The 24,467-nt window shown below is 59.7% G+C and carries 21 protein-coding genes; 12 read left to right on the top strand and 9 right to left on the bottom strand.

Annotated features, from left to right (window positions below; genetic code table 11):
• Positions 1–112: 112 nt before the first annotated feature.
• Positions 113–859: a ribonuclease PH gene (rph, locus tag CFN46_RS11785; RefSeq protein ID WP_088743621.1), complete on the bottom strand. Its 747-nt coding sequence runs from the start codon at positions 857–859 to the stop codon at positions 113–115.
• 212 nt (positions 860–1,071) lie between these two features.
• Here rph and CFN46_RS11780 point away from each other — a divergent pair, with 212 nt between their 5' ends.
• From CFN46_RS11780 to CFN46_RS11770, 3 genes are all read left to right on the top strand, one after another.
• Positions 1,072–1,935 (top strand): YicC/YloC family endoribonuclease, encoded by an 864-nt coding sequence (locus CFN46_RS11780; RefSeq protein ID WP_088743620.1) that lies wholly within the window; start codon positions 1,072–1,074, stop codon positions 1,933–1,935.
• A gap of 24 nt (positions 1,936–1,959) precedes the next feature.
• Positions 1,960–2,814 (top strand): DUF3883 domain-containing protein, encoded by an 855-nt coding sequence (locus tag CFN46_RS11775; RefSeq protein ID WP_088743619.1) that lies wholly within the window; start codon positions 1,960–1,962, stop codon positions 2,812–2,814.
• 102 nt (positions 2,815–2,916) lie between these two features.
• Positions 2,917–3,345, top strand: a complete 429-nt coding sequence (locus tag CFN46_RS11770) for an organic hydroperoxide resistance protein (protein ID WP_088743618.1) — start codon at positions 2,917–2,919, stop codon at positions 3,343–3,345.
• A gap of 127 nt (positions 3,346–3,472) precedes the next feature.
• On the opposite strand, the gene CFN46_RS11765 is transcribed toward CFN46_RS11770, so the two are convergent.
• Positions 3,473–5,053 (bottom strand): BCCT family transporter, encoded by a 1,581-nt coding sequence (locus tag CFN46_RS11765; RefSeq protein WP_088743617.1) that lies wholly within the window; start codon positions 5,051–5,053, stop codon positions 3,473–3,475.
• A gap of 285 nt (positions 5,054–5,338) precedes the next feature.
• The gene (locus CFN46_RS11760) at positions 5,339–6,919 is read right to left on the bottom strand and encodes a BCCT family transporter (RefSeq protein ID WP_246116464.1); all 1,581 of its coding nucleotides are present in this window, start codon (positions 6,917–6,919) and stop codon (positions 5,339–5,341) included.
• 271 nt (positions 6,920–7,190) lie between these two features.
• Here CFN46_RS11760 and CFN46_RS11755 point away from each other — a divergent pair, with 271 nt between their 5' ends.
• Positions 7,191–8,228 (top strand): GlxA family transcriptional regulator, encoded by a 1,038-nt coding sequence (locus tag CFN46_RS11755; protein ID WP_088743616.1) that lies wholly within the window; start codon positions 7,191–7,193, stop codon positions 8,226–8,228.
• Between the two features lie 101 nt (positions 8,229–8,329).
• On the opposite strand, the gene CFN46_RS11750 is transcribed toward CFN46_RS11755, so the two are convergent.
• Positions 8,330–9,517, bottom strand: a complete 1,188-nt coding sequence (locus tag CFN46_RS11750; protein WP_024952833.1) for an MFS transporter — start codon at positions 9,515–9,517, stop codon at positions 8,330–8,332.
• Positions 9,518–9,899: 382 nt separating this feature from the next.
• Between CFN46_RS11750 and gmk the strand changes: the two genes are divergently transcribed.
• The 4 genes from gmk (at position 9,900) to CFN46_RS11730 (ending at position 14,034) form a co-directional block, all read left to right on the top strand.
• Positions 9,900–10,556, top strand: a complete 657-nt coding sequence (gene gmk / locus CFN46_RS11745) for a guanylate kinase (RefSeq protein ID WP_088743655.1) — start codon at positions 9,900–9,902, stop codon at positions 10,554–10,556.
• Between the two features lie 331 nt (positions 10,557–10,887).
• Positions 10,888–11,139, top strand: coding sequence for a DNA-directed RNA polymerase subunit omega (rpoZ, locus tag CFN46_RS11740; protein ID WP_024952834.1), 252 nt, complete (start codon positions 10,888–10,890; stop codon positions 11,137–11,139).
• Between the two features lie 108 nt (positions 11,140–11,247).
• Positions 11,248–13,413, top strand: a complete 2,166-nt coding sequence (locus CFN46_RS11735) for a bifunctional (p)ppGpp synthetase/guanosine-3',5'-bis(diphosphate) 3'-pyrophosphohydrolase (protein WP_024952835.1) — start codon at positions 11,248–11,250, stop codon at positions 13,411–13,413.
• 231 nt (positions 13,414–13,644) lie between these two features.
• Positions 13,645–14,034 carry a RidA family protein gene (locus CFN46_RS11730; protein WP_024952836.1) on the top strand — a complete coding sequence of 130 codons (390 nt, stop codon included), beginning with the start codon at positions 13,645–13,647 and terminating at the stop codon, positions 14,032–14,034.
• A 205-nt stretch (positions 14,035–14,239) separates the two neighbouring features.
• Here CFN46_RS11730 and CFN46_RS11725 read toward each other — a convergent pair whose 3' ends face one another.
• On the bottom strand, positions 14,240–15,127 hold the full coding sequence (locus tag CFN46_RS11725) for an NAD(P)H-binding protein (RefSeq protein ID WP_024952837.1): 888 nt from the start codon (positions 15,125–15,127) through the stop codon (positions 14,240–14,242).
• Between the two features lie 71 nt (positions 15,128–15,198).
• Between CFN46_RS11725 and CFN46_RS11720 the strand changes: the two genes are divergently transcribed.
• Positions 15,199–16,170: a hydrogen peroxide-inducible genes activator gene (locus CFN46_RS11720; protein WP_024952838.1), complete on the top strand. Its 972-nt coding sequence runs from the start codon at positions 15,199–15,201 to the stop codon at positions 16,168–16,170.
• Between the two features lie 13 nt (positions 16,171–16,183).
• A complete protein-coding gene (recG, locus tag CFN46_RS11715) occupies positions 16,184–18,325 on the top strand; it encodes an ATP-dependent DNA helicase RecG (RefSeq protein ID WP_088743615.1) in 2,142 nt (713 codons plus the stop codon).
• A 100-nt stretch (positions 18,326–18,425) separates the two neighbouring features.
• On the opposite strand, the gene yccS is transcribed toward recG, so the two are convergent.
• On the bottom strand, positions 18,426–20,678 hold the full coding sequence (yccS, locus tag CFN46_RS11710) for a YccS family putative transporter (protein ID WP_024952840.1): 2,253 nt from the start codon (positions 20,676–20,678) through the stop codon (positions 18,426–18,428).
• Positions 20,679–20,874: 196 nt separating this feature from the next.
• Here yccS and CFN46_RS11705 point away from each other — a divergent pair, with 196 nt between their 5' ends.
• Positions 20,875–21,279, top strand: coding sequence for a DUF2780 domain-containing protein (locus CFN46_RS11705; RefSeq protein WP_088743614.1), 405 nt, complete (start codon positions 20,875–20,877; stop codon positions 21,277–21,279).
• A gap of 88 nt (positions 21,280–21,367) precedes the next feature.
• Here the strand turns inward: CFN46_RS11705 and CFN46_RS11700 are convergent, their stop codons facing one another.
• The 3 genes from CFN46_RS11700 to CFN46_RS11690 all read right to left on the bottom strand — a co-directional run bounded on the left by CFN46_RS11700 (position 21,368) and on the right by CFN46_RS11690 (position 23,572).
• Complete coding sequence (locus CFN46_RS11700) at positions 21,368–21,724, bottom strand: hypothetical protein (protein ID WP_024952842.1); 357 nt, start codon at positions 21,722–21,724, stop codon at positions 21,368–21,370.
• Positions 21,725–21,862: 138 nt separating this feature from the next.
• Complete coding sequence (locus CFN46_RS11695) at positions 21,863–22,138, bottom strand: HU family DNA-binding protein (RefSeq protein WP_024952843.1); 276 nt, start codon at positions 22,136–22,138, stop codon at positions 21,863–21,865.
• A gap of 249 nt (positions 22,139–22,387) precedes the next feature.
• Positions 22,388–23,572 (bottom strand): NAD(P)/FAD-dependent oxidoreductase, encoded by a 1,185-nt coding sequence (locus CFN46_RS11690; protein ID WP_024952844.1) that lies wholly within the window; start codon positions 23,570–23,572, stop codon positions 22,388–22,390.
• 142 nt (positions 23,573–23,714) lie between these two features.
• Here CFN46_RS11690 and CFN46_RS11685 point away from each other — a divergent pair, with 142 nt between their 5' ends.
• The gene (locus CFN46_RS11685; RefSeq protein WP_254918480.1) at positions 23,715–24,443 is read left to right on the top strand and encodes a chorismate lyase; all 729 of its coding nucleotides are present in this window, start codon (positions 23,715–23,717) and stop codon (positions 24,441–24,443) included.
• Positions 24,444–24,467: the final 24 nt, after the last annotated feature.

Genomic DNA, 24,467 nt, shown 5'->3' with positions numbered 1-24,467 from the left:
GCCTTGTGCCACCCTGCCAGTCGCATGGAGTGCCATCTGGCACTCACGAAAACGCCCCCACCGCGCAAGCGATGGGGGCGTTTTCTTTTTACGGCAGACTACCGTCAATCAATCAGGCGCTTGCGGGAATACCCAGCGCGGCACGCTGTGCGGCAAACAGCTCAGCACCAGTGCGCTCGGCAAGGTCGAGCAGTGCATTCAGCTCAGCACGATCAAAGGCCGCCCCTTCTGCGGTGCCCTGCACCTCGATCAGCCCCTTGCCTTCCGCCATCACCACGTTCATGTCGGTATCGGCCTTGCTGTCTTCCGGATAGTCGAGATCGGTGACTGGCACGCCCTTGTAGATGCCCACCGAGATGGCGCTGACCAGACTCACCAGTGGATCAGTGGTGATCTTGCGATCGCGTTGCAGCCCCTGCAGCGCATCCACCAGCGCCACGCAGCCACCGGTAATCGCTGCAGTACGGGTACCGCCATCGGCCTGCAGCACATCGCAATCGATGGTGATGGTGAACTCGCCCAGCTTCTTGAGATCGATCGCGGCACGCAGTGCACGACCAATCAAACGCTGAATCTCTACCGTGCGGCCACCCTGCTTGCCACGCGCCGCTTCGCGATCATTCCGGGTATGCGTTGCACGCGGCAACATGCCGTACTCGGCGGTCAGCCAGCCCTTGCCAGACCCGCGCAGCCAGCGCGGCACACCCGGCACGACAGACGCGGTACACAGCACACGAGTTTCCCCGAATTCCACCAATACCGAGCCCTCGGCGTGCCGAGTGAACTCACGGGTCAGACGGATCTCGCGCGGCTGCTCCGGGGTGCGGCCACTGGGACGGGTCACGTTGGCTTCGCTCATGGGGATTCCTTGTTGCAGTGTTCGGGAGGCCAGAGTCTACACGCCACAGCCATAGGCGACGACCTCCTCCCGCACTGTACAGACTGGGCGCTGCATGATGGCGAGCGTACAATTCAGGCAATCATCGCGGGCATACTGACATATTCTTGTGGCATGCCTGCCCGCACCACCCTCTTTGCCTATTCTTTCTCTCAACCGACAAGGAGCATGTCATGGTCCACAGTATGACTGCCTTCAGCCGCCAGACCCACGAAGCTGACTACGGCACCCTGACACTGGAACTGCGCTCGGTGAATCAGCGCTACCTCGAACCGCACTTCCGCCTGCCAGATAGCCTGCGCGAACTCGAAAGCGCCTTCCGTGACGGCCTGCGCAAGCGTTTGAATCGTGGCAAGGTCGAGCTCTCACTACGTTTTGATGCCGAAGCCGGTGCCGACAGCCTCGCCGTCGATGCCAGCCGCCTGGGTGAACTCAGTCGCGTACTCGCCGAAGTCGGCCAGCACTGCCCGGATGCTCCCCAACCGTCACGCCTCGCACTGCTCGACTACCCCGGCGTGCTGGTGCGTGAAGGTGCCGATCACGAACGTATCAAAGCCGACGCCCTCAGTCTCTTCAAACGTGCCCTCGATGAGCACATCGAAGGCCGCGCTCGTGAAGGCGAGCGTCTCGCCGAGCTGATCGTCGCACGCCTCGATGGCGTGGATACCCACGTCGCCGAAGTCCGCCGCCTGATGCCGGAGATTCTGACCCGTCAGCGTGACGCTCTGCTCGCCCGCCTCGAAGAAGTGCGTGCCACCCTTGACCCGCAACGCCTTGAAGCCGAACTGACCCTGATGGCTCAGAAAGCCGACGTTGACGAAGAACTCGACCGCCTCGCCACGCACACTCATGAAGTGCGTCGCCAGCTCACCCAGAAAGGGCCCATCGGCCGCCGCCTCGACTTCCTGATGCAGGAACTCAACCGCGAAGCCAACACCCTCTCCTCCAAATCCGTCGTCGCCGAAACCACTCGCTGCGCCGTGGAGCTCAAGGTACTGATCGAACAGATGCGCGAGCAGATTCAGAATATCGAGTGATATCTCGTTAAAGGAGTTAACTAGATGAGCAGACCTGAACCATGGAGTGGTGAAGAAGTCATTGCGATTGTCGAAACGTACAAGATGATGCTGATTGCGGAGCTATGCGGTCAGCATTACGTGAAGACAGACCACAATCGCGAACTTGCCGAGAAGTTAAATAATCGCTCGAAAGCCTCTATCGAATTTAAGCATCAGAATATTAGTGCCGTACTACGAGATGCCGACTGCCCCTACATCAATGGCTACAAGCCGATGAGTAACTATCAGGGTATGCTCGTTAATATCGTAGAGCGTTATCTACTGAGTACTGAGCTATTTGATCGTGCAGCACTGAGGGCGGCAACTCGCCCGGTGGCAGATGCCCCTACGCCCAAGGACACTTCAATCATAGTACTGCCCCCAGAGCCGAAACCCCCGCAAGATACTATCCATGAGGCTAAAAAGAGCTACACCGCTGCTCCTATCAAGCGTGACTATTTAGCGCGTGAAGCGCGTAATCATGACCTAGGTATCGCAGGCGAGCGCTTTGTGGTCGCCTTCGAAAAGATGCGTCTAACGCGAGAAGGACAGCCGAAGCTCGCTGAGAAAGTTGAGCATGTAGCCGAAACACAAGGCGATGGTTTGGGTTATGACGTGCTGTCATTTGATGCTCATGGCCAAGAGCGCTGGATTGAGGTGAAGACAACAGCCTTTGCCAAAGAGTGTGCCTTTTTCATTACGCCAAATGAACTCAAATGCTCACAAGACAATCCCGATCACTACCATCTATTCCGCGTATTTAGTTTCTTAAAAAGACCTAATATGTTTTGTCTCAAGGGTGATCTCTACCCGCAATTGACGCTCAACCCACAAAGCTACCGCGCTCAAGTCCTTTAGGTGAGAATTACTCGCTCCCTAAACGGCAATTGAAACTCTGCCCAACAGGCACCATCTTGTTTTCACCCCTCAGCTGAGGGCCTTATGCTCAAGGAGTCAGGCATGTCCATCGAACAAGTGCTGTATCGTGCAGAAGCCACTACGACAGGTGGTCGTGAAGGTAAGTCTCGTTCTTCTGACGGCGCGCTCGACATTACGCTGAGCACCCCGAAAGAGTTGGGTGGCGGTGGCGGTGAAGGCACCAATCCGGAGCAGTTGTTTGCGGCGGGTTACTCTGCCTGCTTCATCGGTGCCATGAAGCACGTTGCCGGCACTGATGATGTGACGCTGCCGGAAGGCCTGGAAGTGACGGGCAAGGTCGGGATTGGCCAGATTCCGGCTGGTTTCGGTATCGAAGTCGAGCTAGACATCAGCCTGCCGGGCATGGACAAGGCCGCGGCAGATGCACTGGTCGAGAAGGCGCATCAGGTGTGCCCGTACTCCAATGCGACACGAGGCAATATCGACGTGACACTTAACGTCAGCGTCTGATCGCCAGACCTTGCCAATCTAGCCACTGACGGTCCAGTTCAGATCTCGATGGCGAGATACAAAAACGCCGCCCCATGGGGCGGCGTTTTTTATTGCACGTATTACACAGCTCTTCACTACAGCGTGCTTATACGCCCTGCTCACGTGCCATCCGGCGCGCAATCAGCGGAGCATTCCACAGACTGGGCAGCAAGATCAGCGACACCGGCACGGCAGTAACGACGATGAAGGATTGCAGCGCATTGATGCCGCCATCCCCCATCGAGATCAGCAGTGCGGCGATGACGCCCATCATCAGGCTCCAGAACACGCGCACGCCGCGCGGCGGGTTGTCATGTCCGCTCATCACCATCGAGACGGCGTAGGTCATCGAGTCACCTGTGGTGGCGACGAATAGCGTGGTCAACACCAGGAACAGCACCGAGATGGTGAAGCCGAACGGTAGCTGCTGAGTGATGGCGATCAACGCCGCTGGCAGATTGAAGCCCGTGAACGGGCCAGAGACGCTGCCCGGATTGCTCAATTCAAACGCCAACCCGCTGCCGCCGATGATGGTGAACCACAGGCAGGTGATCAGCGGTGAAACGACCGCGATCAACAGCACCATCTGACGCAGAGTACGGCCACGCGAGATACGCGCCACGAACATCGCCATCAGCGGGCCATAGCCGATGAACCAGCCCCAGAAGAACAACGTCCAGCTATTCAGCCAGCCGCCGTCTTCACGGAAGGCCGCCATCGAGACGAAGTTACCGACATAGCGCGTCAGACCCTGCGGGAAGGCGTCGAGCAGAAAGCCTGTCGGCCCCATGACGAGGATGAACAGCAACAACGCACCACCGAGCAGGACATTGGCGCTGCTCAACAGCTGAATACCGCGCGTCACACCGCTCACGGCGGATAGAGTGTAGATGACGGTCAGCACTGTCAGCAGCGCCAGCTGGGTCGCGTAGGTATCAGGGATGCCAAACAGCGCATTGAGACCATAGCTGACCTGCAAGCCGAGGAAGCCGATCGGCCCTACGGTACCGGCGACGACTGCCAGTACACAGCAGGCATCGACCAGTGAACCGATGGGGCCCCGCATGACACGGTCACCGAATAGCGGATAGAGCAGCGTGCGCGGCTTGAGCGGCAGACCCTTTTCGTAGTGCAGATACATGAAAATGATGCCGGTCAGGCTGCCGAGCATTGCCCAAGCCAGAAAGCCCCAGTGCATGAAGCTCTGTGCGAGTGCGTTGTACGCGGCATCTACATTGCCCGTCGGTGCATCAGCACCGAACACAGGCGGCGGCGAAGTGAAGTGAGCTATCGGCTCAGCAGCTGCCCAGAACACACCACCACCGGCCAGCAGCGTGCACAGAATGATGGCCATCCAGCGCAGGGTGGAAATGTCGGGGGCTGCCAATCCCCCCAAACGCACACGGCCAGTACGGCCAAAGGTCAGCGCGATGGCGATGACGAACGTCGCCAGCATCAGCGCTTGCCAGTAGGCACCGAAGTAGTGAGTTGAGAAGGAGAAAGCGCTCTGAATAAGCGCGGAGACACCCTTGAGATCAACGAGTGCAGCGATGGCAAACAATGCCAATACACCGCCACTGATGATGAAGACTGGCCAGTCGAGCCCGCCACGCAGGGGGCCAGAATCGGCATCAGATTCTTCGGGTGTTGCAGGACCGGACGATGCTGTCCGGGAGGTATCCGTCATTAGTCAGCCTCTAGGCATGATCTGAGTGACGGCGCAGTCTATCAGCCTTGAAGTCATGGAATATGATACAGCCGATTGTTTTTACACACGTGTAACGCGGCGTATCAGCAATCCCACGCGTGTTTTACATTCACCCTCGTGACGTAACACTTTGATAGCGCTTACCGCGCTATCCATGACGTGATGTCGACTTGCTCATGAGAATGTATACCCCACAACGAAAACGCCGCCCATCAAGGGCGGCGTTACTCTCACAGAAGCTAACGTCTAGCGTCACATCCGCCTCTAGAGCCCCTGCTCACGTGCCATCTGGCGCGCAATGCGCGGTGCATTCCACAAGCTTGGCAGCAGCACCAATGATACCGGTACGGCAGTGACGACGATGAAGGATTGCAGTGCATTGATGCCGCCATTCCCCATCGAAATCAGTAGTGCGGCCACGATACCCATGATCAAGCTCCAGAATACGCGTACGCCGCGCGGCGGGTTGTCGTGACCGCTCATCACCATCGAGATGGCATAGGTCATCGAGTCACCTGTCGTGGCGACGAACAGCGCCGACAGAATCAGGAACAGTACCGACATGATGAAGCCGAACGGTAGCTGCTGAGTGATGGCGATCAATGCTGCCGACAGATTGAAGCCAGTAAACGGGCCAGAGACACTGCCAGGTGTCTCCAGCTCGAAGGCCAATCCGCTGCCGCCGAGAATGGTGAACCACACACAGGTCGCGAGCGGCGACAGAATGGTGATCAGCAATACCATCTGACGCAGTGTGCGGCCACGCGAGATACGCGCCACCAGCATCGCCATCAGCGGCCCGAAGCCGATGAACCAGCCCCAGAAGAACAGTGTCCAGCTATCCAACCAGCCACTGTCAGCGCGAAAGACGGCCATCGGCACGATGTGCTTCAGGTAATCCACCATGCCCAGCGGGAAGGCTTTGAGCAGGAATTCCGTCGGGCCCATGATCACGATGAACAGCAGCATCGCGCCACCGATCAACACGTTGGCGCTACTCAGGAATTGAATGCCGCGCGTCACGCCACTCACTGCTGACAAGGTATAGACGACGGTCAGGATGGCCAACAACACCAGCTGGGTCGCGTAGGTATCCGGAATGCCAAACAACGCATTGAGCCCGTAACTGAGCTGGATGCCGAGAAAACCGACCGGTCCCACGGTACCCGCGATAACCGCCAGTACGCAGCAGACATCAACCAGCGTGCCGATGGGGCCATGCATGACGCGTTCACCGAACAGCGGATAGAGCAGCGTACGAGGCTTGAGCGGCAAACCTTTCTCGTAATGCAGATGCATGAAGACCACACCGGTCAAACTGCCAAGCACAGCCCAGCCAAGAAAGCCCCAATGCATGAAGCTCTGCGCCAGTGCATTGTAGGCGGCATCGATATTGCCGACTGGGGCATCAGGCCCGAACACGGGCGGCGGCGACGTAAAGTGGGCAATGGGCTCAGCGGCCGCCCAGAACACACCACCGCCGGCCAGCAGGGTGCACAGAATAGTGGCCATCCAACGCGGCGTGGAAATGTCCGGCTTGTCCAGCCCTCCCAGCACCACCCGGCCCGTCCGGCCAAACGTCATTCCGACGGCGACGAGGAAGGTCACGATCATCAGCGCCTGCCAATAAGCACCGAAGTAAGTCGTCGAGAAATCAAATGCGTGCTCGATCAGTGCCGAAACACCCTCGAGATTGATCAGTGCGGCAATGACGAACACTGCCATGGCGCCACCACTGATGATGAAAACAGGCCAATCAAGCCCGCCGTGCTGAGGAGTGGCACTCGCATCCGGTACTGCTTGTGTCACGGTTCCGGACGGAGAAGTCCGGGAGGTATCCATCATGTTCAGCCTCGGCCATCGTACAAAAGGCCGCGCAGTCTACCAGCCATGACAGTCATGACTTCAACGTAAGCTTATGTTTTTACGCCTAGATAACCGGATGTTTCAGCAAGTCCACGTACGTTTTACATTCAGCCTCACGACGTAACACTTGAGTGGCAAATGGCGCGGCCAACGAATCAATGCAAACATTCGCCTCTTGCCATCCACAAGGTGCTACGGTGAAGCCGTGTTGCTCACCACTTCTTGCCACTGCTCACGTTAGCCACCCACCATGACCGACTCACGCCGCCGCGACTTCACTCCTTCAATGAAACTCCGTAATCAGCGTCTGCTGCAGGATGTGGACTGCCCGCGAGCAGGCCCCTTGAATGTGGCTTTTATCCTGCTGGAGCATTTCTCGATGCCAGCCTTCACCACGGCACTGGATGCTCTGGTCACGGCGAATCTGCTGCGTGAGATGCCCTTCTATCGTATGCAGACATATGGAGTGACGGGCGGCAGCGTACGTAGCGACCTGGGTATCGACATCATGGTGGGAGGCGAGCTGGCCGAACTGCTTCATGCGCAGGTTGATCTGGTCGTGGTCTGCGGCGGCTATCGCGTACGGCTGGAAACGCTGCCCACTCTCAATGAGGCACTGCGTCGAGCGGCTCAACACGACTGTCGCTTAGGCAGTCTATGGAACGGTAGCTATTTCCTCGCCGAGGCCGGTGTGATGGAAGGCCACACCTGCACCATTCATCCGGAGAATGTGGCGTTATTCAACGAGACATTTCCGCAACTGGAGCTGTCCTGCGCGCCATTGGTCGTTGAAGGCGCACGCTTCACCAGCGCCAGTGCAGGCAGTGCGCTGGACATGATGCTGGAAGCCATGCGCCAGCGGCTGGGAGATGATCTGGCACGCAGTGTCGAGGAGATTCTGGCCTGCGATCGGCCCGCTCAGCCCTGTGCCTGGCACGTCGAGCAGCAGTTGCCAGTCCCTGACAGCCATTTGCCAGAAGCGCTACGTACCATTCTCACGCTGATGAGCAGCAATCTCGAAGAGCCGTTGAGCATGAGTGAGATGTCACGCTATGTGACACTGTCACGCCGTCAGATCGAGCGCCTCTTCACCCGGCATCTCGACACCACACCCTCGCGTCATTATCTCGAGCTACGCCTGACACGGGCCCGCCAGCTACTGACACAAGGCAATGCCAGCATTACCGAGGTGACGCTCGCGTGTGGCTTTGTCAGCACGACACACTTCAGTCATTGCTTCCGCGATTACTTCGGCATGTCACCGTCACGGGCGCGCCAGCGCAGCTGACGACCACACGCGCCCAACGCAAAACGCCGCCCCAAGGGCCGGCGTTCTTTCTTCTTGCCCAGCATTCTTATTGCTCGGCATTCAATCCGTGCAGGCAACTCTCAGGCTGAGGCAGTCATCAGCTGACGGCGCTCATGGCGCTGGCCCATCAGGAAGACTCCCAGACCCGCCAAGGCCATCACGACACCGACCAGACCGATGGTGGAATGACTCGGCCCATAAGCGAAGGCCAGACCACCACACCAGGCACCCAGTGCGTTGGCGATGTTGAAGGCGGCATGATTGAGCGTCGCGGCCATCGTCTGAGCGTCTTCTGCGACATCCATCAATCGCATCTGTAGTGCTGGCGCAAGGCCAACACCCGTGCCGACCAGCCCAACAAACAGCAGACCACTCCAGACACCATCGGCGGCGAAGTAGAAGCCCCCTTGAACCAATGCACTCCAGATCAACAGTGCTGGAATGGTGCGCATCAGATCGATATCCGCCGCGCGGCTACCGACCAGATTGCCCAGGATGGTACCCACACCAAACACTGCCAATACCATCGGCACCAGTGTGGGAGCTAAGTCTGCCTGCGCATTGAGCGTCGGCACGGCATAGCTGTAGACACTGAACATGCCACCAAAACCGATGCAGGCAATCCCGAGGGTATAGAGCACACGCGGCTTGATCAGCGCGGCCAGCTCGGTCAACGGTGTGGCATGCCGATTGCCCGGCTGATACGGCACGAAGCTACGTACCAGCGCAGCCGTGATCAGCGCCAATATGCCCACCACAATGAAGGCGGCGTGCCAGCCAAACAGACTGCCGATCCAGGTCGCGACCGGTGCCCCAGCCAGAATAGCCACCGTCAGGCCCATCATCACGCGGCCAACGGCTCGCCCTCGCTCACCGACAGGGGCAGCATCTGCTGCGACCAATGCTGCCACACCGAGATAAACCCCATGCGGCAACCCTGCAATGAAGCGTAGCGCCGCAAAGCTCGCAAGCGAAGGTGCCAACAGACTCGCCACATTACTGATGGCAAATAGCAGCATCAGGCCAATCAACAGGCCGCGGCGCGGCAGGCGAGCTCCCAGCGCCGAAATCAGCGGAGCACCGACTACTACACCCATCGCATAGGCGCTGATGGCGTAGCCCACCTGCTGCGAGCTGACACTGAAGGCATCCGCGATATTGGGCATCAGGCCCATGATCACGAATTCCGTGGTCCCGATGGCAAAGGCGCCAAGCGCCAGCGCCAATTCGGCCATGCGCGGGTGTCGCGCAACGTGAGAAGCAGGCATGTCGGGGTCTCCTGAAAACCGAGGGTAGGGAAGCGAGGCGACGTTCGCCAACAACAAGCCAAAAGGCCGCGCGCCACCCGTCCAGAGCCGAATGGCTAAGGAGGATGGCGCGCGTCACGGATAACCGATGGCATGCTCGGGAGTGAAATCTCTTGGGATTCCTGCTCTCGGGTCGCTGCGTATTCACTAAAGTATACGACCATTGTTGCAGATAACGTGGCATCGACACAGCCACCATGCAACGACAACTCTGGTGCCCACGGTGCAACACCCTCTCTTGCCGCGGGTTCTACCACGGACTCACACCGCTGTCGTGTGCAGCAGAAGCGGTACAGATTATGCGATAATGCGCCGATTCAGCGACAGCAAGCGGATCTCTTCCATGTCTTCGACATCATCAGCACTCTCCTCTGTGGCCAGCACCGCGCGTGGCACGCTCTACATCATTTCCGCGCCCTCCGGTGCCGGCAAGACCACGCTGGTCAAGGCATTGCTGGAGCGCATGGACGGCATCGGCGTATCCGTCTCGCACACTACTCGCGCTCAGCGTCCGGGTGAGCAGAACACCGTCAACTACCACTTCGTAGACGTCGATCACTTCAAGACCATGATCGAACAGGGCGACTTCTTCGAGCACGCCCAGGTCTTCGACAACTTCTATGGCACCTCTCGCTCCGCCGTGGAGGCACGTCTGGCCGCAGGCGAAGACGTGATTCTGGAAATCGATTGGCAGGGTGCTCAGCAGGTACGCAACCAAGTGCCGGAAGCGGTTTCCATCTTCATCCTCCCGCCGTCACGTGAAGCGCTGCTTGAACGTCTATCCGGTCGTGGCACTGATGGCGCCGACATCATTGATCGCCGTATGCGCGATGCTGTCAGTGAGATGTCACATTATGATGAGTACGGTCTGATCATCATCAACGACGACTTCGACGTAGCTCTCGATGAACTCTGCGGTTTGGTTACTGCTGAGCGTGCCCGTCTCACGCGCGTTCAACGCGAGCAGACAGCACTGCTCGCGTCGCTACTGGCGGAATGAAAGCCCCGTGCATGGACTATCGCTGCAGGCGCATTGTGCACGCAACGTGAGCGGTGGCGCCGCATAAAGCGCCGACACGCTGCGATATCGCGCCGTACTTGTCACGCCACAAGGCCGTCGAGTAGACTCGATTCCCTTTCAGAACAACTGGCCGCTGCGCTGTCTCGCCCCTGGCGGGCTGGCGCAGCGGCATTGTGATTGCGTCGTGTGCAAGATACTGTCAGGTACATGGGAGAGTCGTCGCTTACGCGCTCTCCCTGATTGGCTGGCATCCAGCTGCGCACGACGCCTGCATCTTTCGAATTCTCCCGCTATTTACAGGTACTCCGCCATGGCTCGCGTTACTGTTGAAGATTGCCTCGAACACGTCGATAACCGCTTTCAGCTGGTAATGGTCTCTACCCGTCGTGCCCGCCAGCTGGCCCGTGGCAGCCGCAATGCCCAGCTTCCGTGGGAAAACGACAAGCCGACCGTCCTGGCCCTGCGTGAAGTGGCCGCTGGTCTGGTAAGCCGCGACATCCTGAACGAGCCGGTTGAAGCGCCGATTCAGCGCAAGCCGGTACTGCCGCAGATCGAGGACTGAGCCCAGGCTCATTCCGCTGCCTGCATGTGTGCTGATCCGCACCTCTCACGTGGCCATACGCCAGACCTGAGGTGCGGGCCCGGAATTCCCCCGAACCAAGGGCGCTGAATGTTCACGATCGATGACCTGGCAGACCGCCTGGGCGGTTATCTTCCCGAGGAAGAGATCCGTCAGGTTAGGCGCGCCTTCTATTACGCCGAGCAGGCCCATGATGGCCAGCGCAGGCGTTCCGGCGAACCTTATGTGACCCACCCGCTTGCGGTGGCGAACATTCTCGCCAATATGCACATGGACCATCAGAGCCTGATGGCGGCCATGCTGCACGATGTCATCGAAGACACCAGTGTCACCTTCGAGGCACTGGCAACCCAATTTGGCGAGCCAGTGGCTGCGCTTGTCGATGGTGTTTCGAAGCTGACGCAGATCACCTTTGAAGACAAGGCTGTCGCCCAGGCCGAGAATTTCCAGAAGATGGTGTTGGCAATGTCTCAGGACATTCGCGTCATCATCGTCAAACTGGCAGACCGCCTGCATAACATGCGTACGCTCGGGGCCTTGCGTCCGGAGAAGAAACGTCGCATCGCACGCGAGACCCTCGAGATCTACGCACGGGTCGCCAATCGCCTCGGTATCAATACCATTCGGGTCGAGCTGGAAGACCTCTCCTTCCAGGCGCTGTATCCGATGCGTTCCGAACGTATCAAGCGGGCCGTCACCGCCGCACGCGGCAATCGTCGTACGCTGATGCGCGAGATTCAGGCCAGCCTGCAAAATGCGCTGGAACGGGACCAGCTACCCGGCTCAGTCATTGGCCGTCAGAAGCATCTGCTCTCCATCTATCGCAAGATGCGCGATCAACAGAAACCCTTCAATGAACTGATGGATGTGTTCGGCTTCCGCATCATCACCGATGACGTGGACAGCTGTTATCGCATTCTCGGCGTGGTGCACAACCTCTACAAGCCGGTGCCGGGGCGCTTCAAGGATTACATCGCGATCCCCAAGGCCAATGGCTATCAGAGCCTGCATACCACGTTGTTCGGCATGAACGGCATGCCCATTGAGGTGCAGATTCGCACCCGTGAGATGGAAGCGATGGCCAACAATGGCATCGCGGCGCACTGGCTGTACAAGGCTGGCCAGACGGATCGTCCCATCGGGGCCGGCAGCCATGCCCGTGCGCGAGAATGGGTGCGTGGACTGCTGGAGATGCAACGCCATGCGGGCAACTCGCTGGAGTTCATCGAGCACGTCAAGAACGACCTCTTCCCCGACGACACCTATGTGTTCACCCCCAAGGGCGACATCATGGAGCTGCCGCGTGGCGCGACTGCCGTCGACTTTGCCTATGCCGTGCACACCGATGTCGGTAACAGCTGCATCGCCTGTCGCATCGACCGTCATCTGGCACCGCTGTCGTCACCGCTGGAAAGCGGCCAGACCGTAGAGGTGATCACGGCACCGGGCGCCAAGCCCAATCTGGCGTGGCTCAACTTCGTCACCACCGCCAAGGCACGCTCGGCCGTTCGCCATTACCTCAAGCATCAGCAGCGCAGTGAATCCGTGGCACTGGGCCAACGCCTGCTGATCAAGGCACTGGCCGGACTGGAGCTGAACTTTGAACAGCTGCCAACACAACGTCTTGACGCACTGGCAACAGAGCTGGAGCTAACGGGCGGACGCGACGACCTGCTGGAGGCCATCGGTCTTGGCACGCGTGCTGCCTACAGCGTCGCCCAGCAGCTACTGAGTGACGGCGCGCCGCAGAACGTCAATCGTCAGGAATTCTCGGCCAAGGATGGCAACGTCCATCCGGAGATCGATGGTACAGGCCCGATGCGAGTCAGCGGCGGCGATAGCATGGTGACCAGCTATGCACGCTGCTGCCACCCACTGCCCGGTGAGCCCATCATGGGTCATCTATCGGCTGGCAAGGGACTGGTGGTTCATCGTCAAGAATGCAGCAACCTGGCCGAGCTGGCCGGCGACCCTGAGCGGGTCTTCCCGCTGGCGTGGGCCGAGCAGGTCGAAGGCGACTTCACCGTGGCACTGCGCATTGAAGCCCAGACGCAGCGTGGCCTGATTGCCGAGCTGGCCGAGATGGTCACCGATGCCGAAGCCAATATCGAACGTATCGGTATCGAAGAGCGTGACGCACACCTCGCCATCGTCAATCTGACGCTGGCCGTGCGCGATCGTATTCACTTGGCACGCATCATCAAGCGCATGCGTAACCTGTTGCACGTGGAGCGAATCACCCGCGTCATCAGCTGATCGAATGACTGGCCGCGCCGTCCGCCATGTGCGGGCGGCGCGGCTTTTGTTTTCAAGGCATGGCGCTTGTTGTGCAGAGACAACATGACGCCATGCCAAAGCTGCCATAGAGCAGCGACTGGACATCTCGGGCTCACACCCGATATCGCCGAGGATGGCGATACCTTACAAACACAATCGCAACTCACTGCCGGTCGCCCTGCGCTTCCGGACAGTCACAAGGAGCATGTCATGAGCAATCGCGCGATCATCAATACCGACAAGGCCCCGGCCGCGATCGGACCCTATTCCCAGGCCATCAAGGCCGGCAACACCGTCTACCTGTCCGGCCAGATTCCGCTGGACCCGAAGACGATGGAAGTCGTTGAAGGCGGTATCGAGGCACAGGCACATCAGGTGTTCACCAACTTGCGCGCCGTATGCGAAGAAGCGGCTGGCACGCTGGGCGATATCGTCAAGCTCAACCTCTATCTGACCGATCTCGACGACTTCGCACGCGTCAATGCGGTGATGGAAGAGTACTTCAGCGCCCCGTTCCCGGCGCGCGCCGCCGTGGGCGTCAAGGCACTGCCCAAGGGCGTGGCCTTCGAGGCAGAAGGCGTGATGGTCATCGGTGACTGATCCTCTGACGCTCGCCATCAACCACTGATGACGAGAACTTCAGAGACGATGCAGCAGAAATGATGCAGTAGAAGCAGAAATGCCCGCCCCGGAGTCCCGAGGCGGGCATTGTCTATTAATGGCCCATCCACTTATCCACACCCGGTGCGTGCCATGAGCGCGGCAACCGCATGTGGATAAGTCATGTGTCAGCGTCTAGAGTTGCTCAGGCGCCGGACAGCTCACTGTCGGCCACATTCACGCCATGTTCCTTGAGCACTTCGGCATAGCCCTCACGGTAGGTCGGGTAACGGAAGGTGTAGCCACTGGCAAGCAGTTGGGCATTGCCACAGCGCTTGCTGGAACGCCGCCGCAGCGGCGACTGGATGACCTGAGTCGACTCGACCTTGAGCTGACGCGCCAGCCACGCCATCACTTCATGCAACGGCGCGCTATCGCAGTCGGTGCCTAGATAGATAGGCTGTACCGGCTTGCCTGCCAGGCTCAGCGCAATCAGATGCGCCAGTACACCGGCGCAGTCGTCGCGGTGGATTCGGTTGGAGTACAGTGGGGGATTGCTGGCGGCAATACGCCCATCACGCGCTTGGCGAATCAGCATGTCGCGGCCCGGTCCGTAGATGCCGGAGAAGCGCACCACGGTGCCGTTGAGCGAGGAGTCGAGCAGTACCTGCTCACCCTCACGCATCAACTGACCAGAGAAACTGGTAGCGTCGGTAATGGATTGCTCATCGACCTCTTCACCCTCTTTCTGGGCATAGACGGACGTTGAGGACACGAAAAGCACACGTGTCGGCGGATTGGCGCGCGACTCGAGCTCCGTGACCAATGCACGAATACCGTCGACATAAGCGGCACGATAAGCATCTTCGTCGAAACGGTCGGCACTCAACACATGTACCACCGTGTCGGCATCTGGCAAGCTGGCCAGTGCGCCTTCGGCAGTGATGTCGAGCGCCAGCGATTCAATGCCGAGATCAGCGAGTGATGACACATCGCGTCTGACACCGATGACATGCTGACCGGCCTTGAGCAGCTCACGTGCGAGCGCGCTGCCAACATCGCCACAACCGAGGATGAGACTCGTCTTCTTCACCTTTGCCATGCTCCTTGGTAAAACGAATCGGTACCCACCGCATCCCAGGATGCCAGTTCCGGGCAGGAATAATGACTCTAACAGAACTCCGCTACGTCGTAACCTTGGCTCAGGAGCGTCATTTCGGACGCGCCGCAGAGCGCTGCTTTGTCTCGCAACCCACCCTGTCGGTGGCCGTCAAGAAGCTGGAAGAGGAGCTGGGAGTCGCGCTGTTCGAGCGTTCCAAGTCCACCGTACAGGTCACGCCGCTCGGCGAGAAGATCGTTCAGCAAGCCCAGCGCGTGCTGGAACAGTCCAGCGTGATCAAGGAATTGGCCAACTCCGGTAAAGATCAGCTCTCCAGCCCGTTACGCATCGGCGCCATCTATACCATTGGACCTTACCTGTTCCCGCACCTGGTACCGGAACTGACGCGCCGCGCGCCGAAAATGCCGCTCTACATCGAAGAAGGCATGACCGGTGATCTGCGGCGCAAGCTCAGAAACGGTGAGCTGGACGTGATCATCATCGCGTTGCCGTTCACCGAAACCGACGTACTGACCAAGACGCTGTATGAAGAACCCTTCGAGGTGCTGCTGCCGTCAGGTCATCCGCTGCTGGAACAGGAGTCCATCGCCAAGGAGCAGCTGATCAGCGAACGCCTGCTGATGCTCGGCGAGGGCCACTGCTTCCGCGACCAGATTCTGGAAGCCTGCCCCGCCATCGGCCACCAGATCAACAATCCCGAGAACACCCTGATCGCCGAAGGCGGCTCACTCGAGACCATTCGTCACATGGTAGCCTCCGGACTTGGTATTACCGTATTGCCCTACTCCGCGACCGGTACCGGCCACTATGAGGCCGGCGTGCTCGAAACACGTCCCTTCAAGGACCCCGCGCCCAGCCGCAGCGTAGCGCTCGCCTGGCGTGCCAGCTTCCCGCGCCCCAAGGCCATCGACGTGATCAGCCAATCGATCGCCGAGTGCCAGAATCGCGCGCGTCACAGTAACGAGAATGGCCTGCACGGGCAGACATCTCCCGCTCCGAGCAACGACACCGTATGAGCATCGAAACCATATGAGTAAGGCAGGCACGGATGCCACGCATACCGGGCCTGCCAGCGCCGGCGTATTCGCCAAAGGGGCGCTGGCACAGCCACTGGATAGCCTCACAGGCGTGGGCCCGGCACTGAGCGAGAAGCTGTCGCGACTGGCATTGGAGCGCGTTGCGGACTTGCTGTTCCATCTACCGTTGCGCTATCAGGACCGCACACGTGTCACACCCATCGGCACACTCAAGAGCGGTATGGAAGCCGTGGTCGAAGGCGAGGTGACCGCCTGTGATGTCGTTGCAGGACGCAGGCGCAGCCTATTGGTGCGTCTGCGCGATGGCAGCGGCATTCTCAGTCTACGCTTCTTCCATTTCTCGCCCGCTCAACAGCAGCAATTTCAGCGTGGCTTCACACTGCGCTGTTTCGGTGAAGCGCGCGCGGGGGCGACGGGGCTTGAGATCTACCATCCGGAGTACCGTCTGATCGGACAGGGTGCGGCACCGGTGGAAGACCATCTCACTCCCATCTACCCCACCACAGAGGGTCTCAATCAGGCACGCTTGCGGGCACTGATCGCACAGGCACTCAAGCAGCTGGAAGAGGCGCCGCAAGACCTGCCGGACCTGATTCCCGAAGTGCTACGCACTCGTTTCCGTCTACCGGGCGTAATCGAGTGCCTACGCTTTCTGCATGAACCGCCACCGGATGCGCCCATCGATCAGATGAGCGACGGCGTGCATCCCAGTCAGCGACGCCTGGCACAGGAAGAGTTGCTTGCGCATCAGCTGAGCCTGCGTCAGGTGCGAGCACGCATTCAGAAGGATGGCGCGCCGCCGTTGACTGCCACGGGCGGCCTGAGTGCACGCTTTCTCGCCCAGCTACCCTTCTCACTGACCGGCGCCCAGCGGCGTGTGCTCGATGAGGTGCGGCGTGATCTGGCGCGCGAGATCCCGATGCTGCGGCTGGTACAGGGTGATGTCGGTTCAGGCAAGACAGTCGTCGCCGCGATGGCAGCGCTGATCGCGATTGGCGGTGGCTGTCAGGCTGCACTGATGGCACCCACCGAGATTCTGGCCGAGCAGCACTATCGCAACTTCCGCGAGTGGCTTGAACCACTGGGCATCGAGGTGGCGTGGCTGGCGGGCAAGCTCAAGGGCAAAGCGCGTCTGGATGCCAAGGCTGCGATTGCCGATGGCCGTGCACGTATGGTGGTCGGCACGCATGCACTGTTTCAGGCCGATGTGACTTTCCAGCGGTTGGGATTGGCGATTGTCGATGAGCAGCACCGTTTCGGTGTGCATCAGCGTCTCGCCTTGCGCGAGAAGGGGGAAGCCGGTGGCCTGACACCGCATCAGCTGATCATGACCGCGACGCCGATTCCGCGCACGCTGGCGATGAGCGCCTATGCAGACCTCGATCTATCGGTGATCGACGAGCTGCCGCCGGGGCGCACTCCGGTGCAGACCGTCGCGGTGGCCGACCCAAGGCGCCCACAGGTGATCGAGCGCATCCGCGCTGCCTGTGCCGAAGGTCGTCAGGCGTATTGGGTATGCACATTGATCGAGGAATCAGAGGTGATGACCTGTCAGGCTGCCGAGGTCACGCGTGACGAGCTGACGACGGCACTCTCTGAACTGTCCATCGGGCTGATCCATGGCCGCATGAAAGCCGCCGAGAAAGCCGAGGTGATGGCGCAATTCAAGGATGGCGTACTCGATTTGCTCGTCGCCACCACGGTGATCGAGGTCGGGGTCGATGTCCCCAATGCCAGTCTGATGGTGATCGACAATCCTGAACGGCTCGGCCTGTCGCAGCTTCACCAGCTACGCGGACGGGTCGGGCGCGGCAGCACCGAAAGTTTCTGCGTGCTGCTCTACCATCCACCGCTGTCGCAGAACTCGAAGCAGCGGTTGGCCGTGATGCGTGAGACAACGGACGGCTTCAAGATTGCCGAGAAAGACCTCGAGCTGCGCGGGCCTGGCGAGGTACTCGGCACCCGCCAGACCGGCCTTGCCAACATGAAGATCGCTGACCTCGAACGTGACAGTGATCTGATCGCTATCACGACCACGCTGGCAGATGCATTGCTGAATGAGGCACCTCAGGCCGCTGAGCCACTGATTCGCCGCTGGCTGGGCGAAGCGGCGGGTCAATACGGTGCGGTTTAAGTACGCCGCAGCTTAAGTGCATATCTAAACGAAAAGAGGACTGTGGCCTTCGCCATCAGTCCTCTTTTTCGCTCAGCCACCGGCGTGGCCAACACAGGTATCAGCTGGCGCGACTGGACTTGATCAATGCTTCGGCAGCTGCCTCCAACGGCTTGAGCTGACGCAGGATGAAGGCCAGCTGTGCCGCGGCCTGACGTCCGCTGGCAGCTTCAATCTGCTCGGCCTCGCTATCCAGAGCATCCGCCTCACCTTCACTATCCAACGTCAGCACCACATCTTCTCCCGCTTCCAGCTGCTCGCCCAGCGCCGTCAACTGCTGGCTGAGAAGATCGCCATGATGCAATAGCGTCTTGATCCCGCTACTGGCGGCCGCCGTCGCTTCCAACTCGCCACGATGTGCCGCCAGTGCAGATAGATACCCCAGCAGCGTGTGTGCTTGCAGCAGGAACCCGAAGCCCGGCTCTACATCGCGCCGGAAGTGGCCTGGCTCCTTGCGGGCAGTTGCCAGCAGATTGGAAAAGGTAGCATCGGCGTTATGAGCATTGCGCCGCGCCAGGCGATAGGCCAGGTCATCGCGCTTGCCATGACGGTATTGCGACAATACCTCGCCCAGATAACGGCCGCTGGTCTTGAGGCTGATACCAGCCTGTCGATAGAGCTTGCGCCCTTGCCAATCCGGCAGAATCAGCACGACGGAAAGCCCCGCCAGCAGCCCTCCCACCAGCGTATCAAACAGTCGCGGCCAGATGAGATCGAAGCCATCCCCTACCTGATTGAAGCAGGCGAGTACCATCAAGGTGATGGCAGCCGTCGCCAGTGTGTAGCGTGTGCCACGGGTCGCAAAGAACAGCACCCCCGCAACGACCGCAATACCGGCCTGCATGGTGGGGGAGGGAAACAGACTGATCAACGCCCAGCCTGCCACCAGCCCGACCAAGGTACCGAGTATCCGTTGTGCCAACGTGCGGCGGGTATCCCCGTAGCTAGGACGGCACACGAATAGTCCGGTCAGCAGAATCCAGTAACCCTGTGTCGGGTGCACGGCCAACAGTACGCCATAACCGGCAACCAGCGTGGCCGTCAGTCGCAATGCATGACGAAAGATGGGGGAGCGCGTATTCAGATGGTTGCGAATGCGCTCGACAATGTCCTTGGCACCACTCGGAGAGCGATCAAACAGGCTGTTATCGCTCTCATGTGTCACAGCTTCAAGATCACTCAATCGCGCGATCTGCCCTTCAATCAGACGAAGATTGCTGGTCAGTCCTTCCAGCGCCTGCATCAAGTGCTGCCATTCCGGTCGCTGCTGTTGCTTGAGATAGTTCAAAGAGGCATTGAGGTCTTCCAATGCCTGCTGGCTGTCGCTGGCATCAAACGGCTGGCGCATCAGTAGTGCCTTCCCCAGCCCCTTGCAGGCACGGCCCTGCTGCTCCAATAGCCGCTGACAGCGGAACAGGATGTCGTGATGGAAGAAGGCATCCGTCAGCTGACCGTAGGGGTAGTGGCTGGAACTGGCACGCTCATGCAGATCTTGAGCAATGAAATAGAGCCGCAGATAGCGGTCCAGCTTGGTGGTATCACGCCGACCGGCCAGTCGCCGGAATACCATTTCCTTGGTCTGATTGAGCGCCACGACCACGCGGCCGTTCTGCTCGGCGAGTGCCAGACGACGCGCGGATTGATCGACATTGCGCAGCGGCTCGAATAATTGCGCCTTGAGAATCAGGTAGCGGCCCAGCTCACGATAAAGCATCGCCATGCTGTGCTTGAGTGGTTGACGTGAAAACAGCGCGCACCACAGCACCGACAACAGGCCGTACCAGGTCGCACCGATCACCAGCAGCAGCGGCTGTACCAGATTGATGCCAAGGCCCGGCTCGCGCAGCCATGACGGCAAGCTCTGCTCCAGCAAGGCGATACTGCCATCGCCGTGCTGCTGCTCCAGGCTGATCATGGTGTAGACAGCCAGAATCAGCGATGCCCGCGCAATGGCGCCATAACGGGCATCCACCGCGCCCAGCATGATCATCGAGAAGGTCGCCAGCGCCAGTCCGATCACAAAGGGTACCGGCATGCCGAACAGGAGCTCGACCGACACTGAGGCAATGCTGAAACACGCCAGCGTCATGCCTAGTGCTCGTAATCTGCCGCGCCAGTGATCATCGGTTTCAGCCAGTCCCGAGGCAATCACGCCGAGAAATAGCGGAATCACCAGCGCCATCTCATCGAACCAGAAACCGACCCCCATCACACCGCCCAACGCGATCAGCATGCGCAGAGAGTAACTGAAGGCATCCAGCGTCCATAAGCGACGCAACGAATGCAGAAGGGAGTGCCAAAGGGAATGAGTCATGAAGTGTTCCGTGACAAGAGCGCCGAGCCGCGCATTAGACTTTAGATTTATATCGCTAGCATATCATCCTGTCGAGCCGCGTCCGAGCACTGCTCGATCTCCACTGCGTTGGTAGCCCCGTGAGCGGCACACGCCATCAATCGTGGCACCCTGACATGGCACCAACGACCTTCACTGACTGTCATGGAGACTCTCAATGCATCCCCTTATCGAACGCGTCACTGGCTCTCTTGGTCTATCACCGGACATTGCCGAACAGGCGATCGGCACGATTCTCAAATTTATCCGTGAACAAGGTCCCGATGGCCCGGCAGCATCACTGCTGAATGCAATCCCGGGCGCTGAAGGCCTGATAGGCAGTGCAGGAGAGGATGATTCCGATGGCGGTGGCCTGCTGGGCGGCCTGATGGGGGCCGCCAGTGCCTTCACGGGCGGTGGTGGCGCCATGGCGCTGGGCCAGAAGCTGATGGGGCTGGATTTGAGCATGGACCAAGCGCGTGGTGTCGCCGATGAAACTCTCACCTATGCACGCGAAGAAGCCGGCGATGGTGTGGTTGATCAGGTACTCGACGGCATTCCAGGGCTCAAGCAGCTATTGTGAGCCAGCCGCTCTGCACATGACAAAAAACGCCCCGCTGGTTTGATCAGCGGGGCGTTTTATTTGGCTTTCACATCGCGCAGGTCACTCGCTAGCGAATGCGTTTGAGCAGTGACTGCAAACGATTGAGCTGAGCAGAGTCACCGACCAATCGCACACGCTGATCAATCAGCCCTTGCAAGAAAGCGCGGGGCGATGGCTTGAGCAGGAAGGCAATCGCACTGTCGCTATCAGCGAAGCGTAGCTCTAGATCCGTATCCACAGGCAGGCCGGGGGCTGACGTGATACCGGCCTCTGACATGCGATAGTGGCGGGCAATACTCAGATTCTCCGTCGCGACGCCCCAGTCCAACGAGCGCGCTTCCAGTTGCGCCCGGAACTCGGGGTCACGCTTGAAAGCCCGCTTGAGCAGCAGGCCCAGTACCCAGAGCAGTATCTTGAGCTTCATGGCGTCATTCCTTGAACAACAGGGGAGTCAACGACTGGCGGTCGCCGAGCAATACATGAAAATGCCATCGGACCCGCAAGGCGGAGCCGATGGCATCGTCAATGACTCTCAGCAAGGGCGCGTCGCCGCGTGCCAGCGTTACTTGGTCACCGCATCCTTCAGCGACTTGCCTGGCTTGAAGGCCACCGTCTTGCTGGCGGGGATCGTCAACGGCTTGCCTGTCTGGGGATTCTTGCCTGTACGTGCCGCGCGTTGGCGCACGGTAAATGAACCGAAACCGATCAGTGATACATCATTGCCCTTGGCGACGGTGTGAGTGATTTCGTCGAGAATCACGTTCAGCACCTGACTAGCCTTGTCCTTGGACAGGTCCGCACGCTCGGCGATGGCCGCAGCGAGTTCTGGCTTGCGCATGAAAAGCCCTCCTGGTTTGGCATTATGCACGGGCGGCTAAGCCGCCGATTTCATTGTTGTTCTTGCTCTTGCTAGCGATAACGCATGGCTCTGACACGATTCGTCACCCGTAAACTTTTCCGCTGGATGACGGCCTACGACAGTAACGCGTCATACGATGTCCGCTCGGCACTCTCTCTGGCGGAATCTTCACTATCGTGCCTGACCGCGCTGACAGCAAGGGGCTTGCGACCATCGGCCATGACGCCCCTAGCCTAACAATGGCGGCGCTTGCCGCGCTAGCTCGACTTTCCGGCGTACGGCGGCGCCTGTCAATGCATATCCGATCAAGCGTTCGTTTTTATCCAGTGCGCGCGCTTCCAGATCATCGCCTTCGCCACTGATTTCCCAGCGTGCCACCGCCGTGCGCGGTGGGTAAGCTACCACTGGCAGAGCAGGTGTCTTGACCAGCACCGGCCAGGCTTTCCAGTCGAGCACGCTTCTCTCGCCACACAGATTCGCAGCCAAGGTACGCGCAGCCATCTGCAGCGGCTGAACGTACATGGCATTGACGCCCTCGACACTCGCACAGTCACCCAATGCCCAGACATGAGGCTGCGAGGTCGCCAGATGACGATCAACGCGGATGCCGTCACCGCCTGCGCTCAGGCCGGCTTCCTGCGCCAGGCGAATGCGCGGCGCGAGCCCAGTGGCCAATAGTACCAGCGAGCCCGATAACTGCTGACCGCTCTGCAAGTGAACCGCGATCGGCGCAGTAACGTCTGCATGCGTCGTGATCGACTCGACCATCTCACCCTGCAGACGCTTGAGACCAATGCCGTCCAACGCCTTGCCCAGCCGCTGCCCGAGCGCCTGAGGCAACAGACCATCCAGCGGTGTCTCTTCCGGCGCCACCAGCGTGACGGAGTGCCCGGCAGCGCTCAGATCATTGGCATATTCACAACCCACCAGGCCAGCGCCGACAATCACTACATGTCCCGCTTCGCCTTGCTCACAAGCCGTCGTCAGTGCGGCGCTGAAGGCGGCATAGTCATCCAGGTCATTGATGCTCATCACGCGCGATGCGGCAGCAGCCTCAACCGGAAAGGGCCGGTGCGGTGCGGCACCGACCGCCAGCACCAATTCATCGTAATGCAGACATTCTTCCCCGAGCCACAGCTGCCGGCTCGCTGTATCGATGACTGTCACGCGCTGATGAGTGCGTAGCTCTGCATTCAGCTCATCCACCAGCGCGACCGGTGCCTGTCGCGATAGTGCTTCAGCCGTCATCCCCTTGGCAAAAGCCGTCGACAATAGCGGTTTGGAGTAGTCATGGCCGCTGTCCTGACTGATCAGTATCAGCCGGCTGTCCTCGTCACGGGCACGCAAAGCACGGGCCAGACCGATACCGGCCATGCCAGTACCAATGATGACAAGGGTGCGGGGGTCGCGCATGGTGCCGTCTCCTGAAGTCGATCTGAAGGCTAGGGAGTCACAGCATACCAGCCTGCCACTATCCTCGGCATGCCACATGCTGAGCCGAGTTGATCTGCCTGACTGCTGCCGATGTACCGCCAAGATGATGAGGACGGCGCGCTTGTCCGAGCATGCTAGACTCGCCCCTTGTCACCCTGACAGGGAATTCATCGTGGTCTGTCACTCTCCTTCGCTTACCGTTTCCATGCCACCACTCCCATCGGCAGCGCACGACGGTTCGCGCTTCAATCGCCTCGCGGCAGCCAGCGGTCAATCCGCAACAGAGCTGCCGATAGCGAGCAATGTCTCTACACCACGTCGCCATTGGCAACCGGCAGCAGGCTTGCACGGCGTGATGCCTACGGGATGGTGGCCATGGCTGTCCTCGCGCGATTCGCTGACCCAGCGCCTTGATAGCGCCATGCGGGCAAGCGATGGTGTCGGCCTGCGTGTGCGACTATTGCTGCAAGACACCGGCCCAGCCCGCTGTGACGAAGCCCGCCTGTTGGGAGTCAGCGGCCGGCGACATGTCTGGCGCCGCGAGGTCGCGCTGTGTCACGGCAACACACCGTGGGTGATTGCCCGTTCGTTGGCAGCGCTGGATCTCGCGCATGGTCACCGTCTCTCGACGCTCGGTGAGCGTTCTCTGGGGCATTGGCTATTCCGCCAGCCGGACCTGGAGCGCAGCGCCATCGATGTCAGTCGTGCGCCGTTACGCCTCTCGAGCCAGCAGGCCATGGCCACTGTCGGCAGCGTGTGGATGCGCCGTTCGATGTTCTCGCATGGACGCTTCCGCGTGCTGGTACAGGAAGGCTTCACGCCGGAATTTGCAGCCGCTCTCGGCCTCTGACAAGTCTTGCTCCGCGCCCACTTT

This window comes from Cobetia sp. QF-1, from assembly GCF_002213105.1.
GTDB classification, from domain to species: Bacteria; Pseudomonadota; Gammaproteobacteria; order Pseudomonadales; family Halomonadaceae; genus Cobetia; species Cobetia crustatorum.
The sequence above is the reverse complement of the archived record's forward strand: the minus strand, read 5'-3'. Positions and strand labels throughout refer to the sequence as shown.